The sequence below is a fragment of the Corynebacterium gottingense genome (genome assembly GCF_007559235.1).
GTDB lineage: Bacteria > Actinomycetota > Actinomycetes > Mycobacteriales > Mycobacteriaceae > Corynebacterium > Corynebacterium gottingense.
On the sequence record NZ_VMHH01000001.1, the window covers coordinates 173,982 to 200,487 of the forward strand.

The 26,506-nt window shown below is 65.6% G+C and carries 25 protein-coding genes; 5 read left to right on the forward strand and 20 right to left on the reverse strand.

The window, feature by feature from the left end; translation table 11 throughout:
• Positions 1–21: 21 nt before the first annotated feature.
• Genes FPH17_RS00830 through FPH17_RS00840 form a run of 3 tightly spaced genes read left to right on the forward strand, consistent with a single transcriptional unit; the run spans position 22 to position 3,285 of the window.
• Positions 22–1,164 carry a CE1758 family FMN-dependent luciferase-like monooxygenase gene (locus FPH17_RS00830; RefSeq protein ID WP_154878329.1) on the forward strand — a complete coding sequence of 381 codons (1,143 nt, stop codon included), beginning with the start codon at positions 22–24 and terminating at the stop codon, positions 1,162–1,164.
• Between the two features lie 34 nt (positions 1,165–1,198).
• Positions 1,199–1,861, forward strand: a complete 663-nt coding sequence (locus tag FPH17_RS00835; protein WP_154878330.1) for an FMN reductase — start codon at positions 1,199–1,201, stop codon at positions 1,859–1,861.
• Positions 1,862–1,887: 26 nt separating this feature from the next.
• Entirely contained in the window at positions 1,888–3,285 is a 1,398-nt protein-coding gene (locus tag FPH17_RS00840; protein WP_095536651.1) for an L-serine ammonia-lyase, read from the forward strand.
• Here FPH17_RS00840 and hisS read toward each other — a convergent pair.
• From hisS to tpx, 3 genes are all read right to left on the reverse strand, one after another.
• The gene (gene hisS / locus FPH17_RS00845; protein WP_154878331.1) at positions 3,272–4,591 is read right to left on the reverse strand and encodes a histidine--tRNA ligase; all 1,320 of its coding nucleotides are present in this window, start codon (positions 4,589–4,591) and stop codon (positions 3,272–3,274) included. The two genes, FPH17_RS00840 and hisS, sit on opposite strands and share 14 nt — an antisense overlap.
• An 11-nt stretch (positions 4,592–4,602) precedes the next feature.
• Positions 4,603–5,283: an MBL fold metallo-hydrolase gene (locus FPH17_RS00850; RefSeq protein ID WP_154878332.1), complete on the reverse strand. Its 681-nt coding sequence runs from the start codon at positions 5,281–5,283 to the stop codon at positions 4,603–4,605.
• 67 nt (positions 5,284–5,350) lie between these two features.
• Positions 5,351–5,848, reverse strand: a complete 498-nt coding sequence (tpx, locus tag FPH17_RS00855) for a thiol peroxidase (protein ID WP_154878333.1) — start codon at positions 5,846–5,848, stop codon at positions 5,351–5,353.
• A 146-nt stretch (positions 5,849–5,994) separates the two neighbouring features.
• On the opposite strand from tpx, the gene FPH17_RS00860 reads away from it, so the two are divergent.
• Both FPH17_RS00860 and FPH17_RS00865 read left to right on the forward strand, forming a co-directional pair.
• Positions 5,995–6,957 (forward strand): peptidylprolyl isomerase, encoded by a 963-nt coding sequence (locus tag FPH17_RS00860; RefSeq protein WP_154878334.1) that lies wholly within the window; start codon positions 5,995–5,997, stop codon positions 6,955–6,957.
• 212 nt (positions 6,958–7,169) lie between these two features.
• A complete protein-coding gene (locus tag FPH17_RS00865) occupies positions 7,170–7,556 on the forward strand; it encodes a hypothetical protein (protein ID WP_154878335.1) in 387 nt (128 codons plus the stop codon).
• Between the two features lie 433 nt (positions 7,557–7,989).
• Here FPH17_RS00865 and FPH17_RS00870 read toward each other — a convergent pair whose 3' ends face one another.
• From FPH17_RS00870 to FPH17_RS00950, 17 genes are all read right to left on the reverse strand, one after another.
• Positions 7,990–10,113, reverse strand: a complete 2,124-nt coding sequence (locus FPH17_RS00870) for a bifunctional metallophosphatase/5'-nucleotidase (RefSeq protein ID WP_154878336.1) — start codon at positions 10,111–10,113, stop codon at positions 7,990–7,992.
• A 162-nt stretch (positions 10,114–10,275) separates the two neighbouring features.
• Positions 10,276–12,555 carry a RelA/SpoT family protein gene (locus tag FPH17_RS00875; RefSeq protein WP_154878337.1) on the reverse strand — a complete coding sequence of 760 codons (2,280 nt, stop codon included), beginning with the start codon at positions 12,553–12,555 and terminating at the stop codon, positions 10,276–10,278.
• 76 nt (positions 12,556–12,631) lie between these two features.
• Positions 12,632–13,189 (reverse strand): adenine phosphoribosyltransferase, encoded by a 558-nt coding sequence (locus FPH17_RS00880; protein ID WP_095545803.1) that lies wholly within the window; start codon positions 13,187–13,189, stop codon positions 12,632–12,634.
• A 58-nt stretch (positions 13,190–13,247) separates the two neighbouring features.
• Entirely contained in the window at positions 13,248–14,867 is a 1,620-nt protein-coding gene (locus tag FPH17_RS00885) for an ABC transporter substrate-binding protein (RefSeq protein ID WP_244288034.1), read from the reverse strand.
• 91 nt (positions 14,868–14,958) lie between these two features.
• The gene (secF, locus tag FPH17_RS00890; protein ID WP_154878338.1) at positions 14,959–16,185 is read right to left on the reverse strand and encodes a protein translocase subunit SecF; all 1,227 of its coding nucleotides are present in this window, start codon (positions 16,183–16,185) and stop codon (positions 14,959–14,961) included.
• Between the two features lie 2 nt (positions 16,186–16,187).
• On the reverse strand, positions 16,188–18,080 hold the full coding sequence (gene secD, locus FPH17_RS00895) for a protein translocase subunit SecD (RefSeq protein ID WP_244288035.1): 1,893 nt from the start codon (positions 18,078–18,080) through the stop codon (positions 16,188–16,190).
• Between the two features lie 165 nt (positions 18,081–18,245).
• A complete protein-coding gene (yajC, locus tag FPH17_RS00900; RefSeq protein WP_095276293.1) occupies positions 18,246–18,542 on the reverse strand; it encodes a preprotein translocase subunit YajC in 297 nt (98 codons plus the stop codon).
• 31 nt (positions 18,543–18,573) lie between these two features.
• Complete coding sequence (gene ruvB / locus FPH17_RS00905) at positions 18,574–19,659, reverse strand: Holliday junction branch migration DNA helicase RuvB (RefSeq protein WP_154878339.1); 1,086 nt, start codon at positions 19,657–19,659, stop codon at positions 18,574–18,576.
• Between the two features lie 7 nt (positions 19,660–19,666).
• Positions 19,667–20,266 carry a Holliday junction branch migration protein RuvA gene (ruvA, locus tag FPH17_RS00910; RefSeq protein WP_154878340.1) on the reverse strand — a complete coding sequence of 200 codons (600 nt, stop codon included), beginning with the start codon at positions 20,264–20,266 and terminating at the stop codon, positions 19,667–19,669.
• Entirely contained in the window at positions 20,263–20,820 is a 558-nt protein-coding gene (gene ruvC / locus FPH17_RS00915) for a crossover junction endodeoxyribonuclease RuvC (protein ID WP_154878341.1), read from the reverse strand. Before ruvC ends, ruvA begins: the two co-directional genes overlap by 4 nt.
• A 123-nt stretch (positions 20,821–20,943) precedes the next feature.
• Positions 20,944–21,696: a YebC/PmpR family DNA-binding transcriptional regulator gene (locus FPH17_RS00920; RefSeq protein WP_095276283.1), complete on the reverse strand. Its 753-nt coding sequence runs from the start codon at positions 21,694–21,696 to the stop codon at positions 20,944–20,946.
• Between the two features lie 88 nt (positions 21,697–21,784).
• Entirely contained in the window at positions 21,785–22,690 is a 906-nt protein-coding gene (locus FPH17_RS00925; RefSeq protein WP_154878342.1) for an acyl-CoA thioesterase, read from the reverse strand.
• 11 nt (positions 22,691–22,701) lie between these two features.
• Positions 22,702–23,202 (reverse strand): hypothetical protein, encoded by a 501-nt coding sequence (locus FPH17_RS00930; protein WP_095276279.1) that lies wholly within the window; start codon positions 23,200–23,202, stop codon positions 22,702–22,704.
• Entirely contained in the window at positions 23,199–24,311 is a 1,113-nt protein-coding gene (locus tag FPH17_RS00935; RefSeq protein WP_238397083.1) for a glycosyltransferase family 4 protein, read from the reverse strand. Before FPH17_RS00935 ends, FPH17_RS00930 begins: the two co-directional genes overlap by 4 nt.
• Positions 24,312–24,323: 12 nt before the next feature.
• Positions 24,324–25,280, reverse strand: coding sequence for a phosphatidylinositol mannoside acyltransferase (locus FPH17_RS00940; protein WP_154878344.1), 957 nt, complete (start codon positions 25,278–25,280; stop codon positions 24,324–24,326).
• Complete coding sequence (pgsA, locus tag FPH17_RS00945; RefSeq protein WP_154878345.1) at positions 25,281–25,916, reverse strand: phosphatidylinositol phosphate synthase; 636 nt, start codon at positions 25,914–25,916, stop codon at positions 25,281–25,283.
• Positions 25,894–26,502, reverse strand: coding sequence for an ATP adenylyltransferase (locus FPH17_RS00950; protein ID WP_414437254.1), 609 nt, complete (start codon positions 26,500–26,502; stop codon positions 25,894–25,896). The genes pgsA and FPH17_RS00950 overlap by 23 nt, the downstream gene beginning before the upstream one ends.
• Between the last annotated feature and the right edge of the window lie 4 nt (positions 26,503–26,506).

Genomic DNA, 26,506 nt, shown 5'->3' on the forward strand with positions numbered 1-26,506 from the left:
CAACGGAAAGGACACCCACGGTTGCAGTTCGGCGTCTTTACCATCGGCGACGTCACCGCGGACCCCACCAACGGCACGACCCCGACCGAGAAGCAGCGGATCGACGCGATGACACAGATCGCGCTGAAGGCCGAAGAGGTCGGGCTCGATGTCTTCGCCACAGGTCAGCACCACAACCCGCCGTTCGTCCCGTCCTCCCCGACGACCCACCTGGCTTACATTGGTGCGAAAACCTCCCGCATTCCGCTCTCAACGTCAACCACGCTGATCACCACCACGGACCCGGTCAGGCTCTCCGAGGATTACTCCTTCTTGCAGAACCTGGTGGATGGCCGCATGGACCTCATGCTCGGGCGCGGTAACACCGGCCCCGTCTACCCCTGGTTTGGCAAGGACATCCGCAAGGGCATCCCACTCGCGGTGGAGCACTACCACCTCCTGCGCAGGCTGTGGCGCGAGCAAAACGTCAACTGGGAGGGCACGTTCCGCACCCCGTTGCACGGGTTCACCACCACGCCCGCGCCGCTTGAGGGCGTGCCGCCCTTTGTGTGGCACGCATCCATCCGCTCGCCGCAGATCTCCGAGCAGGCGGCGTACTACGGCGACGGGTTCTTCCACAACAATATTTTTTGGAACAAGGAGCACACCGCGAAGATGGTGGGCATCTACCGTCGGCGCTTCGCCGCGTACGGGCACGGCGGGGCGGATCAGGCCATCGTCGGGCTCGGTGGCCAGGTGTACATCGCGGATTCCGAGGAACAGGCGAAACGCGAGTTTCGCCCCTACTTTGACAACGCGCCCGTCTACGGCCACGGGCCCTCGCTGGAAGAGTTCACCGACATCACCCCGCTGACCGTGGGCACTCCCGAGATGGTCATCGAGCGCACGATGCAGTTCGCTGACTGGGTCGGGGACTACCAGCGCCAGCTGTTCCTCATTGACCACGCCGGGCTCCCACTCGAGGTGGTGCTTCGCCAGATCGAGCGCCTCGGCTCGGAAGTGGTCCCTGAGCTGCGCAGAAGGATGGAAGCGCGCCGCCCAGGCCACGTTCCGAGCGACCCGCCCACGTTTGCGTCCCTCGCACGTGCAAAGCGCGATGGGAAGAATCTGGCGCACTTTCGCGTTTCACCCGGAGAAGCACAGGAGCAATCCGAGCACGAATAGTCGGGCGATATAGCGAAGGAGCACCCACCACAGCATGAAGCAGCTCATGGTAGTCACCGCAGGTCTGTCGCAGCCGTCCACCACGAGACAGGTGGCGGATGAGATCGCGGCGGCGGTCCGCTCCGCCGTCGGCGGGCGTGGCGAAGACCTCCAGGTCACCACGATCGAGGTCCGCGAGTACGCCACCGAGCTCATGCAGCTCATGCTCACCGGGATGCCCTCCCCCAGGCTTGATCAGGTCAAACAAGATATGTCCGCCGCCGACGCCCTCGTCGCGGTCTCCCCGGTTTTTCAGGGCAGCTACAGCGGCCTGTTCAAGATGTTCTTCGACGCCCTGGACCCCAACGCGTTGACCGACATGCCCACCATCGTCGCCGCGACAGCAGGCTCTGAGCGCCATTCCCTCGTCACCGAATACGCGCTCCGCCCGCTGCTCACGTACCTGCACGCGACGGTGGTCCCCACCTCACTCTTCGCCGCCACTGCTGACTTCGGTGATGCCAACGGCGCCTCGTTCCAGCGGCGGATCAGCCGCGCTGCCAGCGAGCTCGCAGCGCTTATCGTCACCACCAGCGGCGCGGTCGAAGGATTGAGCGGCCCGCCGGAGGGCGTCACTCGCCGCACCGGCACGGACCCTGACGAAGATTTCGTCCCGTTTTCCCAGCTGTTGGAAGGCCACACGGGGACGCGGAGCTAATCCCACGATGCGGTATCATCGCGCGCATGCCCCACAATACTGTTAGCGTCGTTGACCTTTTCAGCATCGGTATCGGTCCGTCGTCTTCGCACACGGTGGGCCCGATGCGCGCATCCCTCGCGTTCGTCGAACAACTCGGCGTGCTGCCCGCATTCGTCCGCGTGGAACTGCGCGGCTCCCTCGCCGCCACTGGCGTGGGCCACGGCACCGACCGCGCAACGCTGCTCGGCCTGGTTGGCTACACCCCCACGACCACGTCGGCCGACATCGCCCCGAAACCCGGCGACCCGGTGCCCGAACGCGGTATGATCTCGGGCCCTGCCGGCGAGGTCGAGTACGAGGTGACGTTTAACCCCACTCCGGTCTCGCAGCACCCGAACTGCCTCATCTTTGACGCCTGGGACGCCGACGGTAACCGCATCGCCACCCGCAAGGAGTACTACTCCGTCGGCGGCGGCTTCATCTTGGACCGCACCGGCATGGAGGAGCACCGCAACGAAGCCGGTGTGGCCACCGTCCGCGACAACGAGCCCGCGCCGTACGAGTTCAACGACGCGAAGACCCTCGTCGCACTCTGTGAAGAAAGCGGCCTGTCCATCGCCGAGCTCGTGCGCGCCAACGAAGAGGCGCTGCATGGCAAAGCGCTTCTCGACGCCCACCTCGACGCCGTCTGGGACGTCATGCAGGAATGCGTCGCCCACGGGTTGAAGACGGAGGGCACCCTGCCCGGCGGCCTTGGCGTGAAGCGCCGCGCCCACCGCCTCCACCGCCTGCTCACCGCGGAGTACGAGGAATCCACTGCCCGCGGCCTCGACGCCATGGAATGGGTCAACCTCTACGCGCTTGCCGTGAATGAGGAAAACGCCGCCCACGGCCAGGTCGTCACCGCGCCCACGAACGGCGCCGCCGGCATCATCCCCGCGGTGATGCACTACTGCCGCGATTTCACCGACGGCGCGTTCACCCAGGAGCAGGCGCGAAACTTCCTGCTCACCGCTGGTGCGGTGGGCATCATCATCAAGACAAACGCGTCGATCTCCGGAGCCGAGGTCGGCTGCCAGGGCGAGGTCGGCTCGGCCTCCGCGATGGCCGCCGCCGGCATGTGCGCGGTCCTTGGCGGTACGCCGGCGCAGATTGAGAACGCGGCCGAGATTGCGCTCGAGCACAACCTCGGCCTCACGTGCGACCCGGTCGGCGGCCTGGTGCAGGTCCCGTGCATCGAGCGCAACGCCATCGGCGGGGTAAAGGCGATTAACGCAGCCCGGCTGGCCAAGCTTGGCGACGGCACCAACATCGTCACCCTCGACGACGTCGTCGAGACCATGGCGACGACCGGCCGCGACATGATGACCAAGTACAAGGAGACCTCGATGGGCGGCCTGGCAGTCCAGCTCGGGCTGCCAGTCAACATCACTGAGTGCTAATAGAGGCGTGTGAGCGCAGCTGCGCAATAACCGCCTCGGCGCTGAGCGCCACGGTCTCCTGACTGTGCGCGGCGAGGTCCTTTATCGCGATCTCGCCGGATTCCAGCTCGCGGTCGCCGAGGACGAGCGCATACTTGGCGCCGGCGCGGTCGGCGCCCTTCATGGCGCCCTTGAGCCCGCGGCCGCCGTAGGCCATGTCGGCGGAGACACCGGCGGCGCGGAGGGCGTCGATAAGCACTGCCATGCGCGCCTGTGCGGGCTCGCCGATGCCGACACCGAACACGTCGACGCGGCGATCCACCCCGTCGAGGGTGACGCCTTCCGCCTCGAGGGCGAGCACGGCGCGGTCCACGCCGAGGCCGAAGCCGATGCCAGAGAGGTCCTGGCCGCCGATCTGTGCCATGAGCCCGTCGTAGCGGCCGCCGCCACCGATGCCGGACTGCGCGCCGAGGCCGTCGTGGACGAACTCGAAGCAGGTCTTGGTGTAGTAGTCCAAGCCGCGGACCATACGCGGGTTCACCACGTACTCCACGCCCATCTCGTCGAGGGACGCACGCACCTGGTCGAAGTGCTTGCGGCAGTCATCATCGAGGTAGTCGAGCATGAGCGGGGCGTCCGCGGTCATTTCGCGGACCTTCTCGCGCTTGTCGTCAAGCACGCGCAGCGGGTTGATCTCGGCGCGGTGGCGGGTCTCCTCGTCCAGCGGAAGGGAGAACAGAAAGTCCTGTAGCTTCTGGCGGTACTCAGGGCGGCAGTTGCGGTCGCCCAGGCTGGTCAGCTCCAGACGGAACCCGGTCAAACCGATAGACCGGAAGCAGCGGTCCGCGAGCGCGATGACCTCCGCATCCAGCAGGGGGTCGTCCACGCCGATCGCCTCCACGCCGACCTGCTGGAGCTGGCGGTAGCGGCCGGCCTGCGGGCGCTCGTAGCGAAAGAACGGGCCATAGTAGTTCAGCTTGACCGGCAGATACCCGCGGTCCAGGTTGTGCTCGATGACGGCGCGCATCACACCCGCCGTCCCCTCCGGGCGCAGCGTCACCGAGCGGTCGCCACGGTCCGCAAAGGTGTACATCTCCTTGGACACCACGTCCGTGGACTCGCCAACGCCGCGGGCGAACAGCGTGGTGTCCTCGAAGACAGGCAGCTCAACGTGCTGGTACCCGGCCAGGTGAGCCTGCCGCGCGAACTCGTCGCGGACTCGGTGGAATGTCGCCGACTGCGGCGGCACGTAATCTGGCAGGCCTTTCGGGGCAGACAGCGGCTGGAACTTCGGCTGGACCTTCTCGGTCTTCTTCGATTCACTCACGGGTTCAAAGTTTAGCGGTCCGGGTTGGCCTGCAGCAGGAACGGGTTGGTCGCGCGCTCCTGCCCCATCACGGTGGTCGGTCCGTGGCCGGGCAGCACCACGCAAGCGTCGTCGAGGTCCCACACGGGACCGCGTAGCGACGCGCGCATCGCGGCGGGGTCCGAGTGCTCGAAGTCCGTGCGGCCGATCGCGCCGCGGAACAGGACATCGCCGGAGAAGACCAGCGGGCCGGTCTCCCTCGCCGTTTCCGTCTTGTCCTCCGCTGCGTCTTCCACGAGCAGCACACATCCCGGTGAGTGCCCGGGGGCGTGTCGGACGGTAAAGGTGGTGTCGGCGAGGGTGAGCGAGTGGGCGTCGAGAAGCGAGCGCACCTCGCGCGGGGGTTGCATCGACGCGGCGTCGAAGAGCTGGCGGGTCGAGTCCGGCAGGCCGAGGCCGCCGTCGAGCATGAACTCGTCGTCTGGGTGGACGTACACCGGGACGTCGAAACGGGCAGCGTCCCGCGTGTGGTCAAGGTGGCCGTGGGTGCAGATCGCGGCGGTGAGCGTCGCCTGCTCGCGGGTGAGAAACTCGGTGACGGGCTTGTAGGCGCCCATTCCGGGGTCGATCACCACCGCTTCGCGTGACTCCTCCGAAAGGAGCACGTAGCAGTTGGTTTGGAACGGGCCTGCGGCAAAACCTGAACGCTTCATACGGCAATAATAAAGCGGGCGCCCGACCCAGTGGCCGGAAGCGCCCGCGTGCGGGGAGCAGACGTGCTTACTTCAGCGCGTCCTCTGCTGCCTGGTAGTCCGGCTCGGTGGTGACCTCGGAGACGAGCTCGGTGTGGATGACCTTGTGGTCAGCGTCCGTCACCACGACGGCGCGAGCGCACAGGCCCTTGAGCGGTGAGCCCTCGAGGGTCAGGCCGAAGTCGTCGGCGAAGGAAGAGCGGAACGCGGACAGCGCCTCGACGCTCTCGATGCCCTCGGCGGCGCAGAAGCGCTGCTGCGCGAACGGCAGGTCCTTGGAGATGCACAGGACCTCCGTGTTGTCCAGGGAAGCGGCAAGCTCGTTGAACTTGCGCACGGAGTTCGCGCACACGCCGGTGTCCAGGGACGGGAAGATGTTCAGGACGAGGCGCTTGCCGGAGTAGTCCGCCAGGGACTTCTCGCTCAGGTCGCCCGCGACGAGCGTTGCGTTGGGCAGCGCGTCGCCGACTTTGGGCAGCTCGCCGGAAGTAGTGGTCTCATTGCCTTCAAAAGAAACGGTAGCCATGGGCGCGATTCTATGGACGCGAGTCAGGCCTCGCAAGGGTTGAGCAAGCAGCGCCCCAAGCACTGCTAGGCTTAAACCCCGAAATTCACCTGCCGAGCGCACCAGCGCTTAGCGACGCTACGCAATACACAAGTGAGGTATCTCAGGTGGCCGACAACCAAAAACGGGGCGAGGAAGCCCTCACCCACCTCAAGCGCGAGCTTGATTCCCGCGACCGCAAGGAAAAGTCCAAGCCGCTCACCGTGGCGGCGCTGTCCGCAGTGGTGATTGCCGTGGTCGGCGGCGGCATCTACTTCGCCGCGACGCAAAATGACGGAAACGAGGACGCCACGGCTCAGGACGCCACCGCATCCTCGGAAGCCGCCGAGTCCTCCGAGACCGAGCCCAGCATCGACCCCTCCCAGTTCGAGGCGGTGGCCACCGAGCGCGCGACGGCGCTGCCCGCGACCGTGTCCTGCTCGTACAACGACAGCCCACAGGCTGGCGAAGGCGAGGCTGGCAAGCCGAAGACCGAGGACGTCTCCACGGAGGGCAAGGTCAACGTCGAGCTGGACACCAGCGCAGGCCCGATCGGCATGGAGCTGGACCGCAGCGTCTCGCCCTGCACCGTCAACGCCATCGAGCACCTGGCCTCGGAGAAGTACTTCGACGGCAGCGTGTGCCACCGCTTGACCACCAACGAAGGTCTCAAGGTCCTCCAGTGCGGCGACCCGTCCGGCACCGGTTCGGGCGGACCTGGCTTCCAATTTGCCAACGAGTTCCCCACCGACGAGGCCCTCGAGTCCGTCGACGAGTCCCAACTCCAGATCCCCGAGGGCGTCTCCGACGAGGAGAAGGAACAGTACAAATCCATGGCCCTGCAGCAGGACCAGAAGCGTTACCCGCGCGGATCCATTGCGATGGCCAACGCTGGCGTAGGCACGAACGGCTCGCAGTTCTTCCTCAATTATGGCGATTCCATCCTGCCCCCGATGTACACCTACTTTGGTCAGATCAACCAGGAGGGCCTTGACACCCTCGACGCGATCGCCGAGAAGGGTACTCAGGACGGTGGCCAGGACGGCGCGCCCGCCGAAGAGGTTAAGATCAATTCCGCTACCGTCAAGTAGCGCGCACGATACTTTCTGGTATCGTCGTCCGTGCCGCCAGGCATCTCTGAGCGCATCCGGAATATTTCAAAATACACGTGAGCAGTTCATTTAATGTTCATCTTGCGATGCGAAATGATTGAAGAAATACCGGGAAAACTATTGCGTACCCTTTGGTGTCTGGCTAAGGTAATCAACGTTCAATCGAAGATCTCCGAAAGATAGGGAATCAGATGCAGTTCCGCAAGGGCCTCCTCGCCGCCGCAACCGCAGCAGCTGTCATGTCCACTGGCGCAGTTGCAGCTACCGCTGACACCTCGGTCACCACCCGCACCACCACTCCGACCGCGACCACCAAGGCAGAGCCGACCGAGACCGCAAAGGCCGAGCCGACCACGACCACCGAGGCGAAGCCGACCACGACCGCGAAGCCGACCACGACCGCCAAGCCGTCCAACGGTCCGAAGGTCAACACCGGCGACAGCAACAAGAAGGACGAGGGTTCCTCCGTCAAGGACATGTCCCCGTCCGAGATCCGCGACTGGATCGCAGTATTCACCGCCGTCATCGGCGCTCTGGGCACCCTGTTCGCGTTCCTGGACAAGTACCTGCGCTCGTAATCTCACGGCGCGAGCGCGCACCATTGAGCGCGTAAGCACAGCCCGGCCCCTGTGGCCGGGCTTTTTGCGTGTGATCCTTTGTCTGGCCCGCCGACTCGATGGGTGTCTCGCTCTGCGTCATGAGCGGGATTGGTCTACCTGACGAGAATCGGGTGACGAGGACGTCGCGGTCCCATCTTCTCGCATCTTCGTCAACCCATTCTCGTCAAGTCAGCGCCGATTGGGTGGTAGAGCCTGTTGGAGGCCCAACGCACCGCTACTGCCACACCCAAGATCGAGCGTTCTTCTGGAACTGAGCGTGCCATGCCCCGAAAACGCCGATGCCGGACACAGATTGTGTTGATGAACGCGAGCAGCGGCGCCGTCCCTCTCTTTCAACATTGAGAGGAGGACGGCGCCGCTGCGCCAGGTGAGTTCCCCTACGGGGAGACTGCTAGGAAAGCTTTGCGATCGGGCCAAGTACCTGGTCGATCGGACCAGCGAAGACGACGGCCAGCAGACCCAGGAGGGCAAGCACACCTGCGACGGCGCCCACGATGGTGCCCAGGTTTGCAGTGCTGCCGTCCTGGGCGCCCTGCTCGTCACCCGGCGCCGGTTCCTCGGTCGGCTTCGGCTGCTCGGACGGCTTGGGCTCCTGGGATGGCTTCGGGTCAGCGGCCACGACGGTAACCGGAACCGTCAGCTCGGTGCCAGCGTCGGTGGTGATGCTCAGCGTCTGCTCGCCTGCGGCCTCGGCCGGAATTTCGATGTCCACGGTCGCGCGGCCCTGCTCACCCAGGCCGTTGTCCGCCTCGGTGGTGGAGGCGTCGATGTCGGCGGTCGCGGTGGCGTCGCCAAGCGTGACGGTGGCCTGCTTTGCCATCGGCTCCCCCTCGGACGAGTAGTTGAGGGAGGAGAGCTTGATGGAAGCGGTGGTGCCTGCCTTCAGCTCCTCCGGCAGGACCACGCCGACGTCCTTCTGGCCCTTGCGCACGCCAACTTCGTCGGACTTCAGGTAGTCCACGAATGCCTGCAGGTCGTTGTAGCCAACGTTGAGCAGGTCGCGGACGTCGTCCGGGTTCACAAAGTTGTCGCCGCCAGCAAACAGGAACGAGGAACCTGCAACGCGGTAGTCCTTGTCGTCCTCGAGCGGCTGCCCGTCAAGGGTCACGGAGGTGACGCGCTTGCCGGCCTCAGCCTCCGGGTTGTAGGTGTAGGCGACGTTGTTGGACAGGCCCATGTCCAGGCGTGGGCGGCCGGACTTCTCGGCGTCCTCCTTGCTCTGCCACTGACGCTCGAGGGCGTCCTTGATGGCCTTGCCGGACAAGGTTGCCACCGAGATGTCGTTGCCAAACGGCTGGACCTGGAAGGCCTCCTGGTAGGTCACGTCGCCGGCCTCGAGGTCCGCGCGGACGCCGCCAGCGTTCATGATGCCCAGGTCAATGTGCTCATCGAGCGACGTGTCCATCGCGTACAGCGCGGACTCTGCGAGCATGTTGTTCGCGGTGGACTCAGTGCCGCGGTTCGAGCCGGTGTTCTCCCCGGGGTTGGAGCCACGCAGGTAGGTGTCCTGGACGTTGGCCACGACCTCCTCGCCGAGCTTGCCGGCTTCCGCCTTCGCCTCGTCGACGATCTTCTCCACCTCAGCGTCCGGGGTGATGTCCAAGGTGACCAGGGACTCAGCGTCGTACTGCTCGAACGCCGGTGCCTCGATCTCACCAGTGGTCTTGTTGTAGGTGAAGTCCAGGTCCGTGACGACCTTGCCGTACTCCCAGGACTGTGCGTTCGGCACCGGGGCGTCGGCGTTGACCGCGTTGACGTGGCTGTCGCCGCCGAACATGAAGTCGACGTACTCCGGGTCCAGCTTCGGCGCGCCGGTCTCGACCGGGTCATGGATGAGAGCGACGACCACGTCGGCCTTCTTTTCATCCTTCAGCTTCTTCGCTTCCTCGTTCACCTGCTCGGAGGAGTCAGTGAAGCGCAGGCCGGCGACATTGTCCGGGCTGGACTTGCTCTTGGTCAGGTTGGAGGTGGTGCCCACCAGCGCAACCTTCACGCCGTCAATCTCGACGACCTTCGAGGCCTCCAGGTCGCGGGAACCGTCCTCCTTGAACACGTTCGCGCCGAGCTGGATGTCACCGGTGCCCGGGTTGATGCGGTCAATTAGGTCCTTGTAGCCCTTATCAAACTCGTGGTTGCCAGCAGCGGAGCCCGCCGTGCCAACGGCCTTGACAAAGTCCATGGTGTACTTGTCGTCCGAGATCGCGGAAACGAACGCCGAGCCACCCTGGTTATCGCCGGAGCTGGTGACGATGGTGTTGGCGTTCTTATCACGCAGGTAGTTAATAATGCCGGCAATGTTTGCGGCACCCATCTCGTCGCCCCTCTTCGGGGTGACCTCGCCCGTTTCCTTATCCGTGGACAGGTTCGCCTCGAGGCGGCCGTGGAAGTCGGTGAAGTTTGCAATGCTAATCTGCACCTTCTCATCGTCCGCGGCAAAAGCCGGGACAGCGGTGACCACCAGCGCGGTTGACGTGGTTGCGGCGATCAGCGCGCCGGCGCGACGGAAAGAAAACACTTGGAACTCCTCTGCATGTGAAATAGGGGTCTCATTGTTTTCTAGCGCGAAATCAGCTCGCTCGCAGCACAACGTACGTACTGTGACAGGCCTGCCTTGAGATTCAAGGCGGACGTCGCCAACAATTCACCCGCTGTTCAACTTCGGCACGCAGAGCGCGCTTTACGACGTCACCCTGTAGATGTCGTAGACGCCCTCCACGTTCCGCAACTGATTCATCAGCGCGCCCAGCTGCTTCGTGTCAGACACCTCGATGGTGAACCGTACGTTAGCGATCCGGTCGTCCGAGGCCTGGGAAGACAGCGCCAAGATCGGGAGGTTCTGGTCCGTCATGACGCCGGTGAGCTCTGCGAGTAGCCCGTGGCGGTCCAGTGCCTCGACCTGGAGGGTGGCCAGCGAGGCACCGCCTGCCGTGGTTTTTGTGGACCACGCGACGTCGATAAGGCGCTCCGGCTCCTCACGCAACTTGGCCGCATTGGTGCAGTCGGTGCGGTGGACCGAGACACCCCCGCCGCGGGTGACAAAGCCGAAGATCTCATCACCTGGCACCGGTTGACAACACTTGGCCAACTTCGCCATGACGTCTGGGCTCCCCTGCACGAGGATGCCGCTGGCGGACTCGCGCGACTCCCGCCGCACCAGTTCCGACATCGGGGCGCGGTCCGCGAGCGCATCGACCGCGTCCTCCTCATTGCCAAACAGGTCGACGAACATCTTGCCCACGTGCTGCGCGGAGACGTGACCGGCGCCGATCGCGGTATACAGGGCGTCCACATCCGGGTAGTGCAGCTGCTTGGCCACCCTGCGCATCGACTCCGCCGTAAACAGGCGGTACATGGGCAGCCCTCCGCGCTGCACCTCCGCGGCCAGTGCGTCGCGCCCGGCCTCCAGGTGCTCCTCGCGACGCTCCTTGGCAAACCACTGGCGGATCTTCGTCTTCGCGCGCGGCGAGACCACGAAGTCCTGCCAATCCCGGCTCGGTCCGGCGTTTTGGTCCTTAGAGGTGAAGATCTCCACCCGGTCGCCGGATTCCAGTTTGGTCTCCAAGGCCACGAGTTTGCCATTGACCTTCGCACCAATGCACCGGTGCCCCACCTCGGTGTGCACGGCGTAAGCGAAGTCGACCGGGGTGGACCCCGCCGGCAGGTTCACCACGTCGCCCTTCGGGGTGAACGCGAAGAGCTGCTGGCTGGTCAGGTCGTAGCGCAGCGAATCGAGAAACTCGTCCGGATCCGCCGCCTCCTTCTGCCAATCCAGCAGCTGGCGCATCCACGCCATCTCATCCACTTCGTTCTGGTTACCCCTGTGGGAGCCCTTCGTCTCCTTGTAGCGCCAGTGCGCCGCCACCCCGTACTCGGCGTTGTAGTGCATGTCGTGGGTGCGTACCTGCACCTCGAGCGGGCGGCCCGTGCCCGTCATCACCGTAGTGTGCAGCGACTGGTAGACGCCGAAACGCGGGTTGGAGATGTAGTCCTTGAACCGTCCAGGCATGGCCGAGTACAGGGCGTGGACGACGCCGACCGCGGCGTAACAATCGTGCACCGTATCCACGAGGACGCGGATGCCCACCAGGTCGAAGATCTCATTGAACTCGTGGCCCCGCACCACCATTTTCTGGTAGATGGACCAGTAGTGTTTCGGGCGCCCCATCACCTCGGCCTCGATGCCGTTGGCCTTTAGCTCGGTCTGGATCTGTTCCGTGAGCTCTTGAAGCGCCCGGTCGCGCGAGGGGGCCCGATCCGCCACGAGGCGTACGATCTCCTCGTACTTCTTCGGGTACAGGATGGCAAAGGCCAGATCCTCCAGCTCCCACTTCACCGAAGCCATGCCGAGGCGGTGCGCCAGCGGCGCGATGACGTCGAGCGTCTCCTTTGCCTTCTTCGCCTGTTTCTCGGGTGGGAGGAAGCGCATCGTGCGCATATTGTGCAGGCGGTCCGCCACCTTGATTACCAGCACCCGCGGGTCCTTCGCCATGGCGACGATCATCTTCCGGATCGTCTCCGCTTCTGCGGCCTTGCCCAGCTCCACCTTGTCCAGCTTGGTCACTCCGTCTACCAGGCGGGCCACCTCCGGACCGAAGTCAGCCGTGAGGTCATCCAGGGTGTAGTCGGTGTCCTCCACTGTGTCGTGCAGCAGCGCCGCGACCACGGTGGTGGTGTCCATGCCGATCTCGGAGCAGATCGTCGCCACTGCAAGCGGGTGCGTGATGTAGGGGTCGCCGGATTTGCGGAACACGCCCTCGTGCAGGCGCTCGGCGGTCCCATAGGCGCGGTTGAGCAGCTCGACGCTGGCCTTCGGGTGGTATTTCCGGTGAATAGACAGCAGCGGGTCCAGGACCGGGTTAATCTTCGGGCGTCCGCCGCCCGTGAGCGAGCGCGCCAGCCGCGCGGAGACGCTACGCACCGTTTGACCTGAGCGCTTAGAAGTTTTCTCTTGCGACACCGGGGCCTCCCGCCAGACTCTGAACCAGACTGCACACCGAAACGAAACTCAGTGTAAGAGTCTGATTCTAGTCGCTTCAGCGCCCTCCGTCGTCCAAAACCACCAACGGGGCGTCGCCGAGGCGCTCGCGGCCGCCGAGCCCGTCGACTTCGAGCACGACCACGTAGCCGACGACTTTGCCGCCTGCGCGCTCGATGAGGTTGGTGGCAGCCACGAGCGTGCCACCGGTGGCAAGGACATCGTCGACAAGCACGACGCGCTTCCCCTCAAGCTGCATGCCGTCTTCGGGGATCTCGAGCGCCGCGGTGCTGTACTCGGTCTGGTACTCCTGGGTGATCACCGGCGGCGGCAGCTTGCCCTGCTTGCGGATGGCCAGGATACCAACGCCCATGTCAAAGGCGACAGCGGAGCCGAGCAGGAAGCCGCGGGCATCCAAACCACCGATGAGGTCACCGCCGAGCTGCTTGCTGGCCTCAGCCATTTCGCGGATGACGGCGTTGAGCGCGTCGGCGTCGGCAAGCACCGGGGTGAGATCTTCGAACAACACGCCCTCAGCTGGAAAGTCGGGTACGCGGCGCACCTTATCAGCGAGCGCTTCCTGCGCGGACGAATACTTGTTGTCTGTCTTAGCCATGGGCCGGGGCATCCTCGTTTTCAGAGTGTTGGTACGGAGTGAATTCTGGCAGCGGGAACTATTGCTGCCCACCAGATGACGATGGTATTGCATCCTGCGGCAGGATGCGCCACCGGTCCATGTTCCAGCCGATTCCCGCCAGACCGGTGTACGGCACGACGTTGCCCACACCGCGGTTCACAGCGAACGTGCGGGGCTGCGCGGCCAGCGGCACCGAAGGCAGCTGCTCCCACAGTGCGTGCTCCTGGGCGCGCAGGTTGCTCACCTGGTTGCCCTGGTTTGCTGCGGCGGGGTACTCCTTCATCGGGTCGACCGGGCGCAGCAGCGCGTCGACCTCGCCGTCGGTGACAAACTGCATACCCTGTTCGTCGGTGGCAAGGTGCGGCAGATCCGCCAGCGTCTTGCCCTCCCCCGTCACGTCCACGATGCTCACGCCGGCGGGCTCGCAACTGCGGCGCATTGCCTCGACCATCGCGGCCTGGCGGGCGTTCGGGTACGGGTACGCCACGCGCACCTCCATCCCGCTCAAAACGCTCGCTTCGTCGATATTGACGTCCATGAACGGCGCCGCCACGTCCTCCACGCGGGAGGTGAGCGGATCGTCTTGCTGCAGCACGTGGACCGGGGCGGGCGGAACCTGCACGCCGGCATGCTCGCTCGAAACGGCCGCCACGCCGCGAGGGTCAAGGCACCGCGACAGCGCTTGCCGGTTCTCCGGAATGGCCCAGACCCCGGTCTCAGGGAACGTGAGCATCTCGGAGAGCTGCCCGACCACCGTGGAGATGTCTACCTGGTTGTCCTCGGCGTTCACGTCAAACCACGCCGGGTTCGGGTCGTCCAGGTCCGCGACCTTGAGCCCGCCCCCGCGGTACAGCTCACCGCTGTCCGCGGTGCCCGGCCAGATGACGAGGCGATCGATCGCCGGCCGGTCACCGTAGTAGTGCTCGTTGGCAATCAGGTTCACTTCGCCCTGGGCGCCGAAACTCTCAATCACATACGGGCCAAAAGAAACCTGAAGTTCCGGGTCGAATTGCGCAAAGTCGAACCCGTGGTGCCAGATCTGCGCAATCGGGGCGAGCTGTGCGGGATCCTCGGATTGCAGCGCAGCGTTGAGCTCCTCGACGCTCTTCCCCGCTTTCCGCGCCACAGCGTGCGCGGGCAGCACGGTGCCGGCGCCGAAGAGGTCCTGCCACCGGTCCCCGCGGCCCTCCTTGAACACCACGGTGAAGGTCTTACTGCCCGGGGTGCAGTCGAGGGCCTCGGTGTCGTCGAAAAGCGGAAGGTGCGACCCGAAGATCTCGGGGTGCTGTCCCGCCGTAAACGCGAGCAGGTAGTCGGTGCACGTCACCGGCGTTCCGTCGGAGAAGACGGCGTTGTCCGAGATGGTGTAGGTTACGCGGCGCTGCGGGCCTGGGAGGGGCTGCGCACTGATCAGGTCCGTGTTAGGGATCATCTCCCCGCCCGGCCCCGGCACGAACACGCCCGGGTACAGACGGCCAGACAGGCGGTGCGCCTGCGTGGACGTGCCCTCGAGGCTGCCGGCGTTGGTGGTGAGGAGCGGACCGGACACCTGGTACCCGAAGTGCTGCTCGTCGAGCTTCCCGTTCGGGTCCTCATCACCGCCGCTACACGCCGTGAGCGTCGCCGCCAACAGGCAAGCTGCGCTAAGCGACGCCACCGCGCCTCGGCCCAGCTGATGTGCGCGCCGTGTTCCGTCTGTTTTCCGGTGTGTTCTCCCGTTCTGTGGCACTGCCTGACTCCCCTTCTGTCTAGCGCCCCGGCCTCCAGGTCGCGGCCCCGCCCGGCGTGTCGCCGAACGATTCCGCCCCGGTCCCCTTGCCAGTGGCCTCGCCTGCGCCGGAAGTGCGCTGGGAAATAGAGCCGACGGTGCGCTTCCCATGCTCCGCCACAGTGCCCCCAAGGCCCTCAGCGCCTTCAGTGCCCTCGACACCTTCACCGTGCTCTGCGGTGTCACCGTTGCGGAACGCCTGCACCGCCGCGTTGTGCTCGCGGAACTTCTTTCGGCGCTCGATGAAGGTCACCAGCAGCGAGGTCGCCAGGAACAGCGAGGAGAACACGCCCTCGATCACGCCGATGAGCTGGATGAGCGCCAGGTCGCGCAGCGTACCCACGCCAAGCATCCACACCGCCACGATCATCAGCGCGATAATCGGCAGCGCGGAAATCACGGTGGTGGAGATAGAACGCATCACGGTCTGGTTGATCGCCAGGTTCGCCTGCTCCGCATAGGTGGACCTGCGCGAATCCAGGATTCCGGAGGTATTCTCCTTCACCTTGTCAAACACGATGACCGTGTCATAAAGAGAGAAGGTGAGCACCGTGAGCAGACCGATGATCATCGCCGGGGTGACCTCGAGCCCGAAGAGCGCGTAGAAGCCCATAATGAGGACGGCGTCTACCACGAGCGCGGCGAGCGCGGCCAACGCCATCTCGCGCTGCAGGCGCACTGCCACGTACACGGCCGCGGCGATGACGAACACGAGCATTGCCAGCAGCATGCGCTGAGTAATCGTGTCGCCCCACGACTCGGACACGGTTGAGTCACCGATCGCGTTCGCGGTAACGTCGCCCTTCTCGTCCTTCGGCTGGTACTGCTCAAAGATTGCCTGGCGGGCCTGGTCGATCTGCTCCTGGCTCAGGTGCTCGGAATTGATCTCCAGGGTGCGCGCGTCACCGGCGCCGACGATCTGCGTCAGCTCCGGGGTCACCCCGGTGGCGTCAACAAACGTGTCCTCGACTTCCTCGGCGACGAGGTCGCCAGCAGGCATGGACATCTTCGTACCGCCCTCGAAGTCGATACCCAGGTTGAACCCGCGCGCCAGCATCGCCACGACGGCGACGACCAGCAGGCCGAGGGTGATGGAGTACCAGAGCTTCCGGCGTCCGACGAAGTCGATCGCGCCGTCCTCGGTGTGCAGCCGCTCGCGCCGGTCCATCTGAGCCGCGGGCGCGGTGTTCGCAATAGAACTCGTCATGGTTACTTCTCCTCAGAGTCGTCGCGAGTGGGGGCCAGTTGCTTATCGACGCTTCCCTCGCCGACCTCAACCACCGTGGACCCAGTCGATTCGGCGGTCTTGGCCTGAGTCGTGTCTGTGTACTTGTCTGTGTCTGTGTTCTTCTTCCCGTTCGCAGTGGCAAACGCCTTGGACATACCGCTAACGGACGGTCTGCCCCAGAACTTACTGCGAGACGCCAGGATGAGCAGTGGCGCGGTGACCAGGAAGGTGACGAGGAGGTCGAACACCGTCGTCAGACCCATGGTGAACGCGAAGCCCTTCACGTCGCCCACAGCCAGGAAGTAGATGATCACCGCGCCGATGAGCGTGACCATGTTGCCGGTCACCACGGTCTCCTTCGCTCGGTCCCAGCCGGACGCTGTGGCGGAGCGGAACGTCTTGCCCTTGCGGACCTCATCCTTGATGCGCTCATAGATCACCACGAAGGAGTCGGCCGTCGTACCGATACCGATGATCAGACCGGCGATGCCGGACAGGTCCAGCGAGTAGCCGATCCAGCGACCGAGCAGCACCAGGGACCCGTAGACCAGGACGCCGGAGACCGCCAGGGTGGCCAGCGAAATCAGGCCGTACAGGCGGTAGTACGCGAACACGAACAGGGCGACCAGTGCCAAGCCAACCAGGCCGGCGTACAGGCCCGCCTTGAGCGAGGCCAGGCCGAGTGACGGCGGGACGGTCAGTGCAGTGCCACCCGGCTCGCCGTTTTCACCGGCGAAGGACAGCGGCAGCGCACCGTAGCGGAGGTTGTTGGCCAGCCCCTCGGCCTCTTCCTGCGTGAAGTCGCCGGTGATGGCGGTGGCGGAGCCGACCGGGGTCGCGCCCTGGATCTGCGGTGCGGAAATGACCTGGGAGTCCAGGGTGATGGCGATCTGTTTGCCAATCATCTCGCTGGTCAGTGCCGCCCAGGTGGAAGAGCCATTGACGTCGCCGTTCTGGCTAAACGCAAAGCTGATCTCCATCTGCGAGCTCTGCGGGTTGTAACCACCCGTAATCGGGCGGGCGGTGTCGATCTGCTCGCCGGTCAGGCGCGGACCATCTTCTTCAGTCACGCCCTCAAGCAGCGGTACCTCGCCGAGGAGCAACGGCTGGCGCGTCGAGGAATCGCAGGCGACCAGGGGGCGATCCTCTGCGTCGGTACCCGCGAGCGGGTCGACTTCCTGGGTGGCGCACTTCTGCGACAGGAGGATGAAGGAAGCGAACTGCTTCGTCGGGTCGTCGGACTGGCGGGACTCGCGGAGCATCTCCGTCACCTCGGAGCGGCGGTCGGCCGCTTCAACCGGCCCCTCGGGCTCGGGCAGCGGATCGGCTTCGATCTTCGGCGTATTCGGATTCGGCTGGCCATCCTGGCCGCCCATCGACTGGTCGAGGAGCCCTTGCGCCTCTTCCTTCGTCATCACGCCGTACTTGACCCACTCGTTTGCCATGTCCAAAACCGCCGGGCCAATTGCGGCGGCATCCGGGGAGGGCATCTCCTCCACCGGGCGGAACAGCAGCTGGGAGGTCTGGCCGATGTTGCGGACCTCGGAGGTGTCGTCGCCGGCGGCGGTGATGACGATCGTGTTGCCGTCCACCACGACGGTCGCGCCGGAGACGCCCATGCCGTTGACGCGGTTCTCCAGGATACGGCGGGCGTCGTTAAGCTGCTCGCGCGTCGGCTCCTCACCCTGCGGAACGAGGGTGACTCGGGTACCGCCCTGCAGGTCAATGCCGAGCTTCGGCGATGCCGACTTGTCGCCGGTAAAGAAGACTAATGCGTACACGCCGATGACGATGAGCAAAAACAGCGCCAGGGCTTTGCCTGGCCACGTACGTTTTGATCTCAATTCGCCGGAACGCCGAGTGTTTGAGGACACTGAGCTGACTCCTCTGCTGTTCTTTGATCTTTGCTGCCCAGGGCACCCGAGACGGGTGTCCGGCACTTGCACAACGGATTATGCTACGGCATCGGGGCAAAAAATTGGTGCCCGACCCCTCCCCCGGCATCTGGGAGGCGTCGGGCTGGGTGCCAAGTGCGCTGGCTACTCGGTGTCGGTCGGCACGTCGGCCTGGGTGGAACCCTGCGGGTCTACGCGCTTCATCACGCCCGCGGTTTCCATCGTGGCCACGACGTTCGGGGCCAGCTCCACCTGCAGCGTCTCGCCGTTGTTCTCCACCACGGTGCAGTGGAAACCGGCGACGTTGACAATCCGGTCGCCGGGAGCAATCGAGCGTTGCATCTCCTGCATCTGGCGTTGACGCTTCTTCTGGCTGCGCATCATCAGCAGCGACGGGAGCAAGAAGATGGCCAGGACGATGAGGATGTAAACAATTTCCATGCGCCCATTGTTTCATAGGCCCCAGGTGCGCCTACGAGAGATTAAGTTGGCCCGGCGCTTCCGGAGGCGGCGTGATGCCGAGGTGCTGCCAAGCCGCCGCCGTGGCGACGCGGCCGCGGCCAGTCCGCGCCATCAACCCAGCGCGCACGAGGTAGGGCTCGCAAACCTCCTCGACGGTTGACGGCTCCTCGCCGACAGCGATGGCCAGGGTGTTCACACCCACCGGCCCACCACCGTGGCCACGGATGAGCGAGTCCAGCACGGCACGGTCGAGGCGGTCAAGGCCACGCTCGTCCACGTCAAACACCGCCAGCGCCGCCTGCGCGGCCGCGAGGTCCACGTGGCCGTCGCCGTTCACATCGGCCCAGTCCCGCACGCGACGCAGGAGGCGGTTGGCAATACGCGGCGTGCCGCGCGAGCGCGAGGCGATCTCGACCGCCGCGTCCTCGTCAATGCTCACTCCCAAAATGGAGGACGCGCGGGTGACCACCTTGGTCAGGTCCTCGGCGTCGTAGAACTCCATTTGCGCAGTAAACCCGAAGCGGTCGCGCAGCGGTCCGGTGAGCATTCCGGCGCGAGTCGTCGCGCCGACGAGGGTAAACGGCGGGATCTCCAGGGGGATCGACGTGGCGCCGGGGCCCTTGCCGACGATCACGTCAATCCGGAAATCCTCCATCGCCATATAGAGCATCTCCTCGGCCGGGCGGGCGATCCGGTGGATCTCATCAATGAAGAGGACGTCGCCCTCCATGAGGTTGGACAGCATCGCCGCCAGGTCGCCCGCGCGCTCCAGTGCCGGACCGGAGGTCATGCGCAGCGAGGTCCCCAGCTCCTGCGCGATGATCATGGCCATCGTCGTCTTCCCAAGGCCCGGCGGGCCGGACAGCAGAATGTGGTCCGGGGTGACGTCCCTGCTGCGTGCCCCAGCGAGGACCAGGCCCAGCTGCTCGCGGACCTTCGGTTGGCCGATGAACTCGTTGATGGACTTTGGGCGCAGCGACTTTTCGGCGTCACGCTCGTCGGGTTGCGAGGTGGCGTCGATAAGCGAATTGCCCGGGCGCGCCATGCTATCCGGGCCATCCGGGAGGGAAAATTCGGTCTTTTCTACATCTGACATTGGGGTCTCACTTCTTGCCCAGCTGGGTCAGGGCCGCGCGCAGGAGCGCGGAGCTGGCCTCGTCCGGCTGCTCTGCCGCAATCGCGTCGACGACCGGGCGGGCGCTGCGCTCCGGGAAGCCGAGTCCGACGAGCGCCTCGACGACCTGCTCCGTGGCAAACGAGGTTGTGGCGGCGGGGGCGGGTGCTTCCTGCTCGGGAGCAGCCAGGGTGGCAACCTTGTCCTTGAGCTCGAGCACGATGCGGTCCGCCATCTTCTTCCCCACGCCGGGAATCGTTTGGATGCGCTTGGCGTTTTGCTCCGCGATGTGGGTGGCCAACTCAGCGGGGCTAAAGACAGAAAGCGCGGCGAGCGCCAGCTTGGGCCCCAGACCCGTGACGCTTTGCATGCGGTGGAACATCTCGCGCGCGTCGTCGTCGGCAAAACCGTAGAGCGTCACGCCGTCATCTTTGACCACCATGGAGGTGAGCACGCGGCGCTGCTCGCCGCGGGTAAGCGCGGCCAGCGTCGGTGGGCTTGCCAAGAAGCGGTAGCCGACGCCGGCGCACTCGATGACCGCGTGGTCCAACCCGATCGAGATGACCTCGCCGTTGAGGGAATCAATCATGCCTTCTCCTTTGTCCTTGTGCGCTGTGCTTGGGCCAGCCGCTCAGCGTGCGCGCTCCGTGCGAGCAGCGGGGCCCGCCAGCAGTGGCACACCGCGATGGCCAGCGCGTCCGCAGCGTCCGCAGGCTTCGGCGGCTCCGAAAGCCCAAGGATACGGGTAATCATGACCGTCATCTGCTTCTTGTCCGCGCGTCCGTTGCCGGAAATAGCTTTCTTCACCTCGGACGGGGTGTACATATGCACCGCGATGTCACGCTCCGCCGCCGCGAGGACAAGGACCCCGACCGCGTGGGCGGTGTGCATGACGGTGGAGACGTTGCCGCGCTCAAAAATACGTTCCATGGCGATCACGTCCGGGCGGTACTCGTCCATCCATTCCGAGACCGCGCGCGACAGGCGCAGCAGACGCTCGGAGAGGTCCGCGTCGGACGGGGTGCGCACCACTCCTACCGAGATAGGAAAGATCTGACGACCTCGCCCGGCCTGCACCACGGAAAGACCGCACCGGGTCAGGCCTGGGTCAATCCCCATGACGCGGAGCCCCTCGAGCTGCATTCCAACCTCCCACGAGCAATACACCATCTAACACAAATGTTCTACCACAGGGCGTCGATAAGCGCGAAAGCCCCGCCGGGCACCCGGACGAGTCGGGCGCGCGGCGGGGCGACGCTGCGGAGGCTAGTCGTCCAGCTGGGCGGCGACCTCGTCAGAGATGTTCATGTTGGTGTACACGTTCTGTACGTCGTCCGAATCCTCGAGCGCATCGATGAGGTTGAGGGTCTTCTTCGCGGCAGCGACGTCGGCGTCGACCTCGATGTCTGCGCGGAAGTCCTGATCTGCGCCCTCGACTTCAATGCCCTCGGCCTTCAGCGCGTCGCGCACGGCCTGCGTGTCGGAGGGTTCGCAAACGACCTCAAACTCCTCGCCCAGGTCGTTGACTTCCTCGGCGCCAGCGTCGAGCACAGCCATGAGCACATCGTCCTCGGTCAGCTCGCCCTTCTTCATGGTGACGATGCCGGTGCGCTTGAACATGTAAGCAACGGAGCCGGAATCGCCCATGTTGCCGCCGTTCTTGGTCATCGCGGTGCGGACCTCAGTAGCCGCGCGATTGCGGTTGTCGGTCAGGCACTCGATGAGCAGCGCGATGCCGTTCGGGCCGTAGCCTTCGTACATCACGGACTCCCAGTTCGCGCCGCCAGCTTCCTCGCCGGAGCCGCGCTTGCGGGCGCGCTCGATGTTGTCGCCCGGCACCGAGGCCTTCTTGGCCTTCTTGATCATGTCATCGAGCGTTGGGTTGCCTGCAGGATCGCCGCCGCCCGTACGAGCGGCCACCTCGATGTCCTTGATCAACTTCGCCCACAGCTTGGAACGCTTCGCGTCGTTCGCAGCCTTCTTGTGCTTGGTAGTAGCCCACTTTGAGTGGCCCGACATCTGGCACCCCTTTTTCGTCGCGAGTAGATGAACTTGGCTTAGTATACGTGTCCCCCGCTCACCCCGTTCCGGGGGCCTGCTTGGGGCGCTACTTTGGTTCCGGGCGAGGATCCCGCTCGGGCACGGCGTGGGCGCCCTCGCGAAGGTTGCGCGTCAGCCCCTCCTGCACCACCACGGCGACCAGGCGCCCCTGCTGGTCGAAGATGCGGCCGTGGGTCAAGGCCCGGCCGGCGTGCGCAGACGGCGAGATCTGGTCGTAGAGCAGCCACTCGTCGGCCCGGAACGGACGCAGGAACCACACCGCGTGGTCCAGCGATGCCAGCTGGGCCTGGTGGCCGGGGTGCGCGGCGAGCGCCGAGTGCAGCAGCGTCATGTCTGACATATAGGTCAGCGTGCACGCGTGGAACGTGTCCTCGTCCGGCAACCTCCTCGTCGATCGGAACCACACCACCTGTTGGCTCGTGGTGTATTGGTTCGGCGAGTACATCTCCGGCGGCACCACGCGGATGTCCCACTCGTTGAGGTCGTGGCGCGACCCTGGCCCAAGGTTGGGCGCTTTCGCCTCGGCGGGCAGCTCGTCCGGCGCGGGAACCGCTCGCATCTCGTCTGAGTGCTCCGGGCCTTCATCGCCGGCGCGGTGGAAGCTGGCTTGCATGGAGAAGAGCACTTCCCCGCCCTGGAGTGCCTCGACGGTGCGGGTGGCAAAACTGCGGCCGTCGCGCGGGCGGCCGACGCGATACTCGGTTTCCGCGTTCGCGTCCCCGGGGCGCAGGAAGTATCCGTGCAGCGAGTGGACCTTTTTACCCTCCACTGTGCGCGTGGCGGCCACGAGCGCTTGACCAGCGACGTGTCCTCCAAACGTGCGGACGAAATGGTCCGAGTGCATTGCCGCACCGCGGAAGGTGTCTGGCTCGTTTCCGTCACATCGCTCAAGATCCAGGATGCGCTGGATGTATGTCGGGGACTCCGAAAGGTTCGAAAGTGTAGCGCTCATGTGACACGACCTTACGCATTTCGCGCGGGGGCGGGGCCCTCCAGCTCGGTCATCGTTGCGTATTCCGGCAGTGCCGCGGTACCGCCGAGGTGCAGCGCGCGCACAAGTGGACGCAGCCGCAACGCCCGCGTGTCTGACACCGCCTCGTTGTAAAAACGCAGCGCGAGGAAGACGCGGGTCTCCGCGTCACGGAGGGAGTGTGCAACCTCCGGTGCGCTCCCCGCGCACTCTTTCTGCACGCGCGTGAGCGCCACGGACAGCGCGTCCTCCCGCCGGAGACGGTGTGCAATGTCTCGCGGGTCCAGCCGCACTTCCTCCGTTGCCCGCGCCTGATCGCGCAGCGCGGGCAGTGTCGCCGCGACGACAGCGCACCGCCTGTCGAGCGCCGCCTGCAGCGCGTCACGGGTGCGGTCCACCCTCATGTGCAACCGGTCAAGCCGCTGCGCCGTGAAGTACGCCCAGGCAAGGAACGCGGTGACCGCCACCGCAGCGCACACTGCTAGCCAGGTCATCGCACCGACACCTTCTCTGCCGCCCCGGGCCCGACCGGCGCCACCGTCTCGTAGACCGCCATGATCCGATCGGCCACGGTAGCCCAGTCGTACTCGCGGGCTCGCTGCGTGCCGCGCGCAACCAACTGCCTGCGCAGCTGCGGGTTTGCAACGAGCGCGCGAAGGCAGTCTGCGAGCGCGTCCTCGTCGCCGACGGGAAACAGCACCCCTGCGGGGTGCGCAGTATCAGCGCCGCACACGCGCGCGAATGCCTCCAAGTCACTCGCCACCACGGCGCAGCCGGCGGCCATCGCCTCTACCAGCACGATGCCGAAGGACTCCCCGCCCGTGTTTGGCGCGACGAAAATGTCCGCGCGCCCGAGGATCGCCGCCTTATCCGCGTCGCTCACCGCGCCGACGAACCGCACCCCCGGCACCGGCCGGTGGTGCCCCGCACCCATCACCGTCACCCGTACCGGAAGACCAAGCTTTTCCACACCACCCAAAAAGGTCCCCAACCCCTTCCTCGGTTCATCCAGCCTGCCCAGAAACACGATTTCCATCGCGTCCGTGTGGGCGTTGGCCTTCCACCTGTCCGCCGATTCTCGCGCTCCACGGAACAGCGCCGTATCCACCCCGTTCGGGATGACAATCGGGTCCGTCCCCACTTGCTCCACTTGCCAGCGCCTCGCAAGCTCGCTCACCGCGATCCCGCCGCGGATCTTCTCCAAATTTCCGCGCAGCATGGGCAGCGCGAACCTCAGCGCGTAGGAGCTACGGGCGGACGCGTGGTAGGTCGCAACAATTGGCCCCCGCGCCAGTCGGGTCGCCACCATGGAGTAGCTGGGAGAGTTCGGTTCGTGCACGTGCAGGACGTCGAAGTTGCCGTTCCGCAGGAATTCTCGGGTCACTCGGCTCACCTGCGGCCCGAAGGCGATGCGCGCCACCGAACCGTTGTAGCGCAGGGGTACCGCAAGCCCGCCGCGCCTCACCCATGTTGGCAGTGGAGTGCTCGCCGACGCCGGCCCCAGCACCCGCACGTCGTGCCCGCGGGCGCGGAAGACGCGCGCGAGATCGAGCACGTGCGACTGCACCCCGCCGGGCTTGTCAAAGGAATAAGGGCAAACCATGCCAATGCGCACTTACGCCTCCCCACCCTGTGCAATAGGCTCCCGCCGCGGCTGTGCCTGCTTGCGCCACGCCGCATCCGCGGGCCAAATGGGCTGCAGCGCATGCCAATCCCGCGGGTGCCGAGCGATGTTCGCGGCGAATACGTCCGCGACCCGCTGCGCGGTGACCGCGAGCCCCTCCTGGCCGGCGCCCGGCGTCGCCTCCGGCACCTCAATACCGGTGACGCTGAACCCCCATCGCGGCAGCGTCAGGTCTCGCTCGAACCACGAGTGGGCGACACACAGCGCTGCCCCCGTCTCCTGAGCGAGCTTCGCCGGCCCCGCAGGGATGGTGGTTTCCTCGCCGAAAAAGTCAACTGCGATCCCCTTCCCGGTAAGGTCGCGCTCGCCCATGAGGCAGACGATCCCGTTCCCGCGGAGGACCTCTTTCAGCCGTGCAAACGGAGGGCGCTGCCCGCCGGTGAGCGGGAGGACCTCAAAGCCGAGCTGCTCCCGAAAGTCCACGAACGCATCAAACAAGGCCTCCGGCTTGACCCGTTCAGCGACAGTCGTGAATCCCCCGTAGCGCTGCGCTAACCACATGCCGGCCATGTCCCAGTTCCCGGCGTGGGGCAGGGTGAGGATCAAGCCGTGACCCTTGTCCAGAGAAGCGTCGATAAGCGCCCGCCCCTGCACGCCTGCATCGAGCTCGGTGAGCAGCCCGGGCTGGCCGGCAAGCTGCGGCAAGCGGAACGCCTCGTGCCAATAACGCGCGTAGGAACGCATCGCATCGCGTACGAGCTCGCGCGTCACGCGCTCGGGGCCGACGACGCGGGTGAGGTTGCGGCGGAGCATCTCCGGCCCCGCCCCGTTGCCGGACGCCCAATCGGCGCCCCGCGCGAACACCCGGCCAGTGACGGATTCGGGCAGCCGTCCCACGAGCTTCCAACCGGCGAGGTACCCCGCCGTCACCGGGTCGAGTACTGCCATCTACGCCCCCGCGGGTGGTGCCAGCTTGCCGTCGGACTTGGGGTCGCGCGCCGCGTACAGCAGGCGCTGGCCCACCGTGAATACGGAGCCGACGAGGAGGACCCACAGCGACACCTCGATGGCGTGGTGCACGCCGAAGCCCTCGAGGAAAAGCCCCGCCAGGGCGATGATGAGCCGTTCGGGGCGCTCGATGAGCCCACCGACGATGCGCAGCCCGCCGGCCTCTCCGCGCGCCTTGACGTAACTAATCACCTGCGAGAGCACCAGCACGGCAAGGCAGACGGCCACGTTGTACGGCTTCGCGTTGTCCACGTAGATGAGCCACATGGCGATGGCGGCGAAGAGCGCACCGTCCGTGATGCGGTCGCAGCTGGCGTCCAGCGTCGCCCCGAACGCGGTGCCCCCGCCGCGCAGTCGCGCCATCGTGCCGTCGACCATGTCGAACGCGGCGAAGAAGATAGACAGCAACGCAGCCCAAACGAGGTGGCCGGTGGGGATGAGCACAACGGAGGCGAGCACGGTCGCCGCGGTGCCCACAAGCGTAGTGACGTTTGGGGTCATCCCGACCTTGAGCAGCGCCTTGGCAACCGGTTTGACCACCACGGCAGCGGGTTTACGCCCGTGGACGCTCAGCATCGTCGCCCCCTTCCGGCGCCTCGGCGGAGTCGGTGTCGCGATCGAGCGCCACCCAGGCGTCCGCGAGGACTGCGCGCGTCTCGCGCAGCAGCTGCGGCAGCACCTTCGTCCCGCCGATCACAGTCATAAAGTTCGAGTCTCCCGCCCACCGCGGAACCACGTGCAGGTGCAGGTGATCGCTCACCGATCCGCCCGCCGCCTTGCCCAAGTTCAGGCCCACGTTGATGGACTCCGGGTTGGACACGGACTTGAGCGTGCGGATGGCGAGCTTGGCAAACACCATGAGCTCCGCAGTTTCCGCGTCGGTCAGCGCCTCAAGCGCCGCAACCTTGCGGTACGGCACCACCATCAGGTGGCCCGCGTTATAGGGGTAGAGGTTGAGCAGCGCGTAGACGGTTTCACCACGTGCGATGATCAGCCCGTCCTCGTCGCTCCCCTTCGGGATCTCCACGAAGGGGTCCGCGCTGCGCTCCGGCATCGCTGCAATGTAGTTGGACCGGTACGGGGCCCAAAGTCGCTGCAGCCGGTCCGCGTCGCCGGCTCCCGAGTCCACGTAGTCGCGCGGGCTCGAGCTTGCCGACGCCACGTCG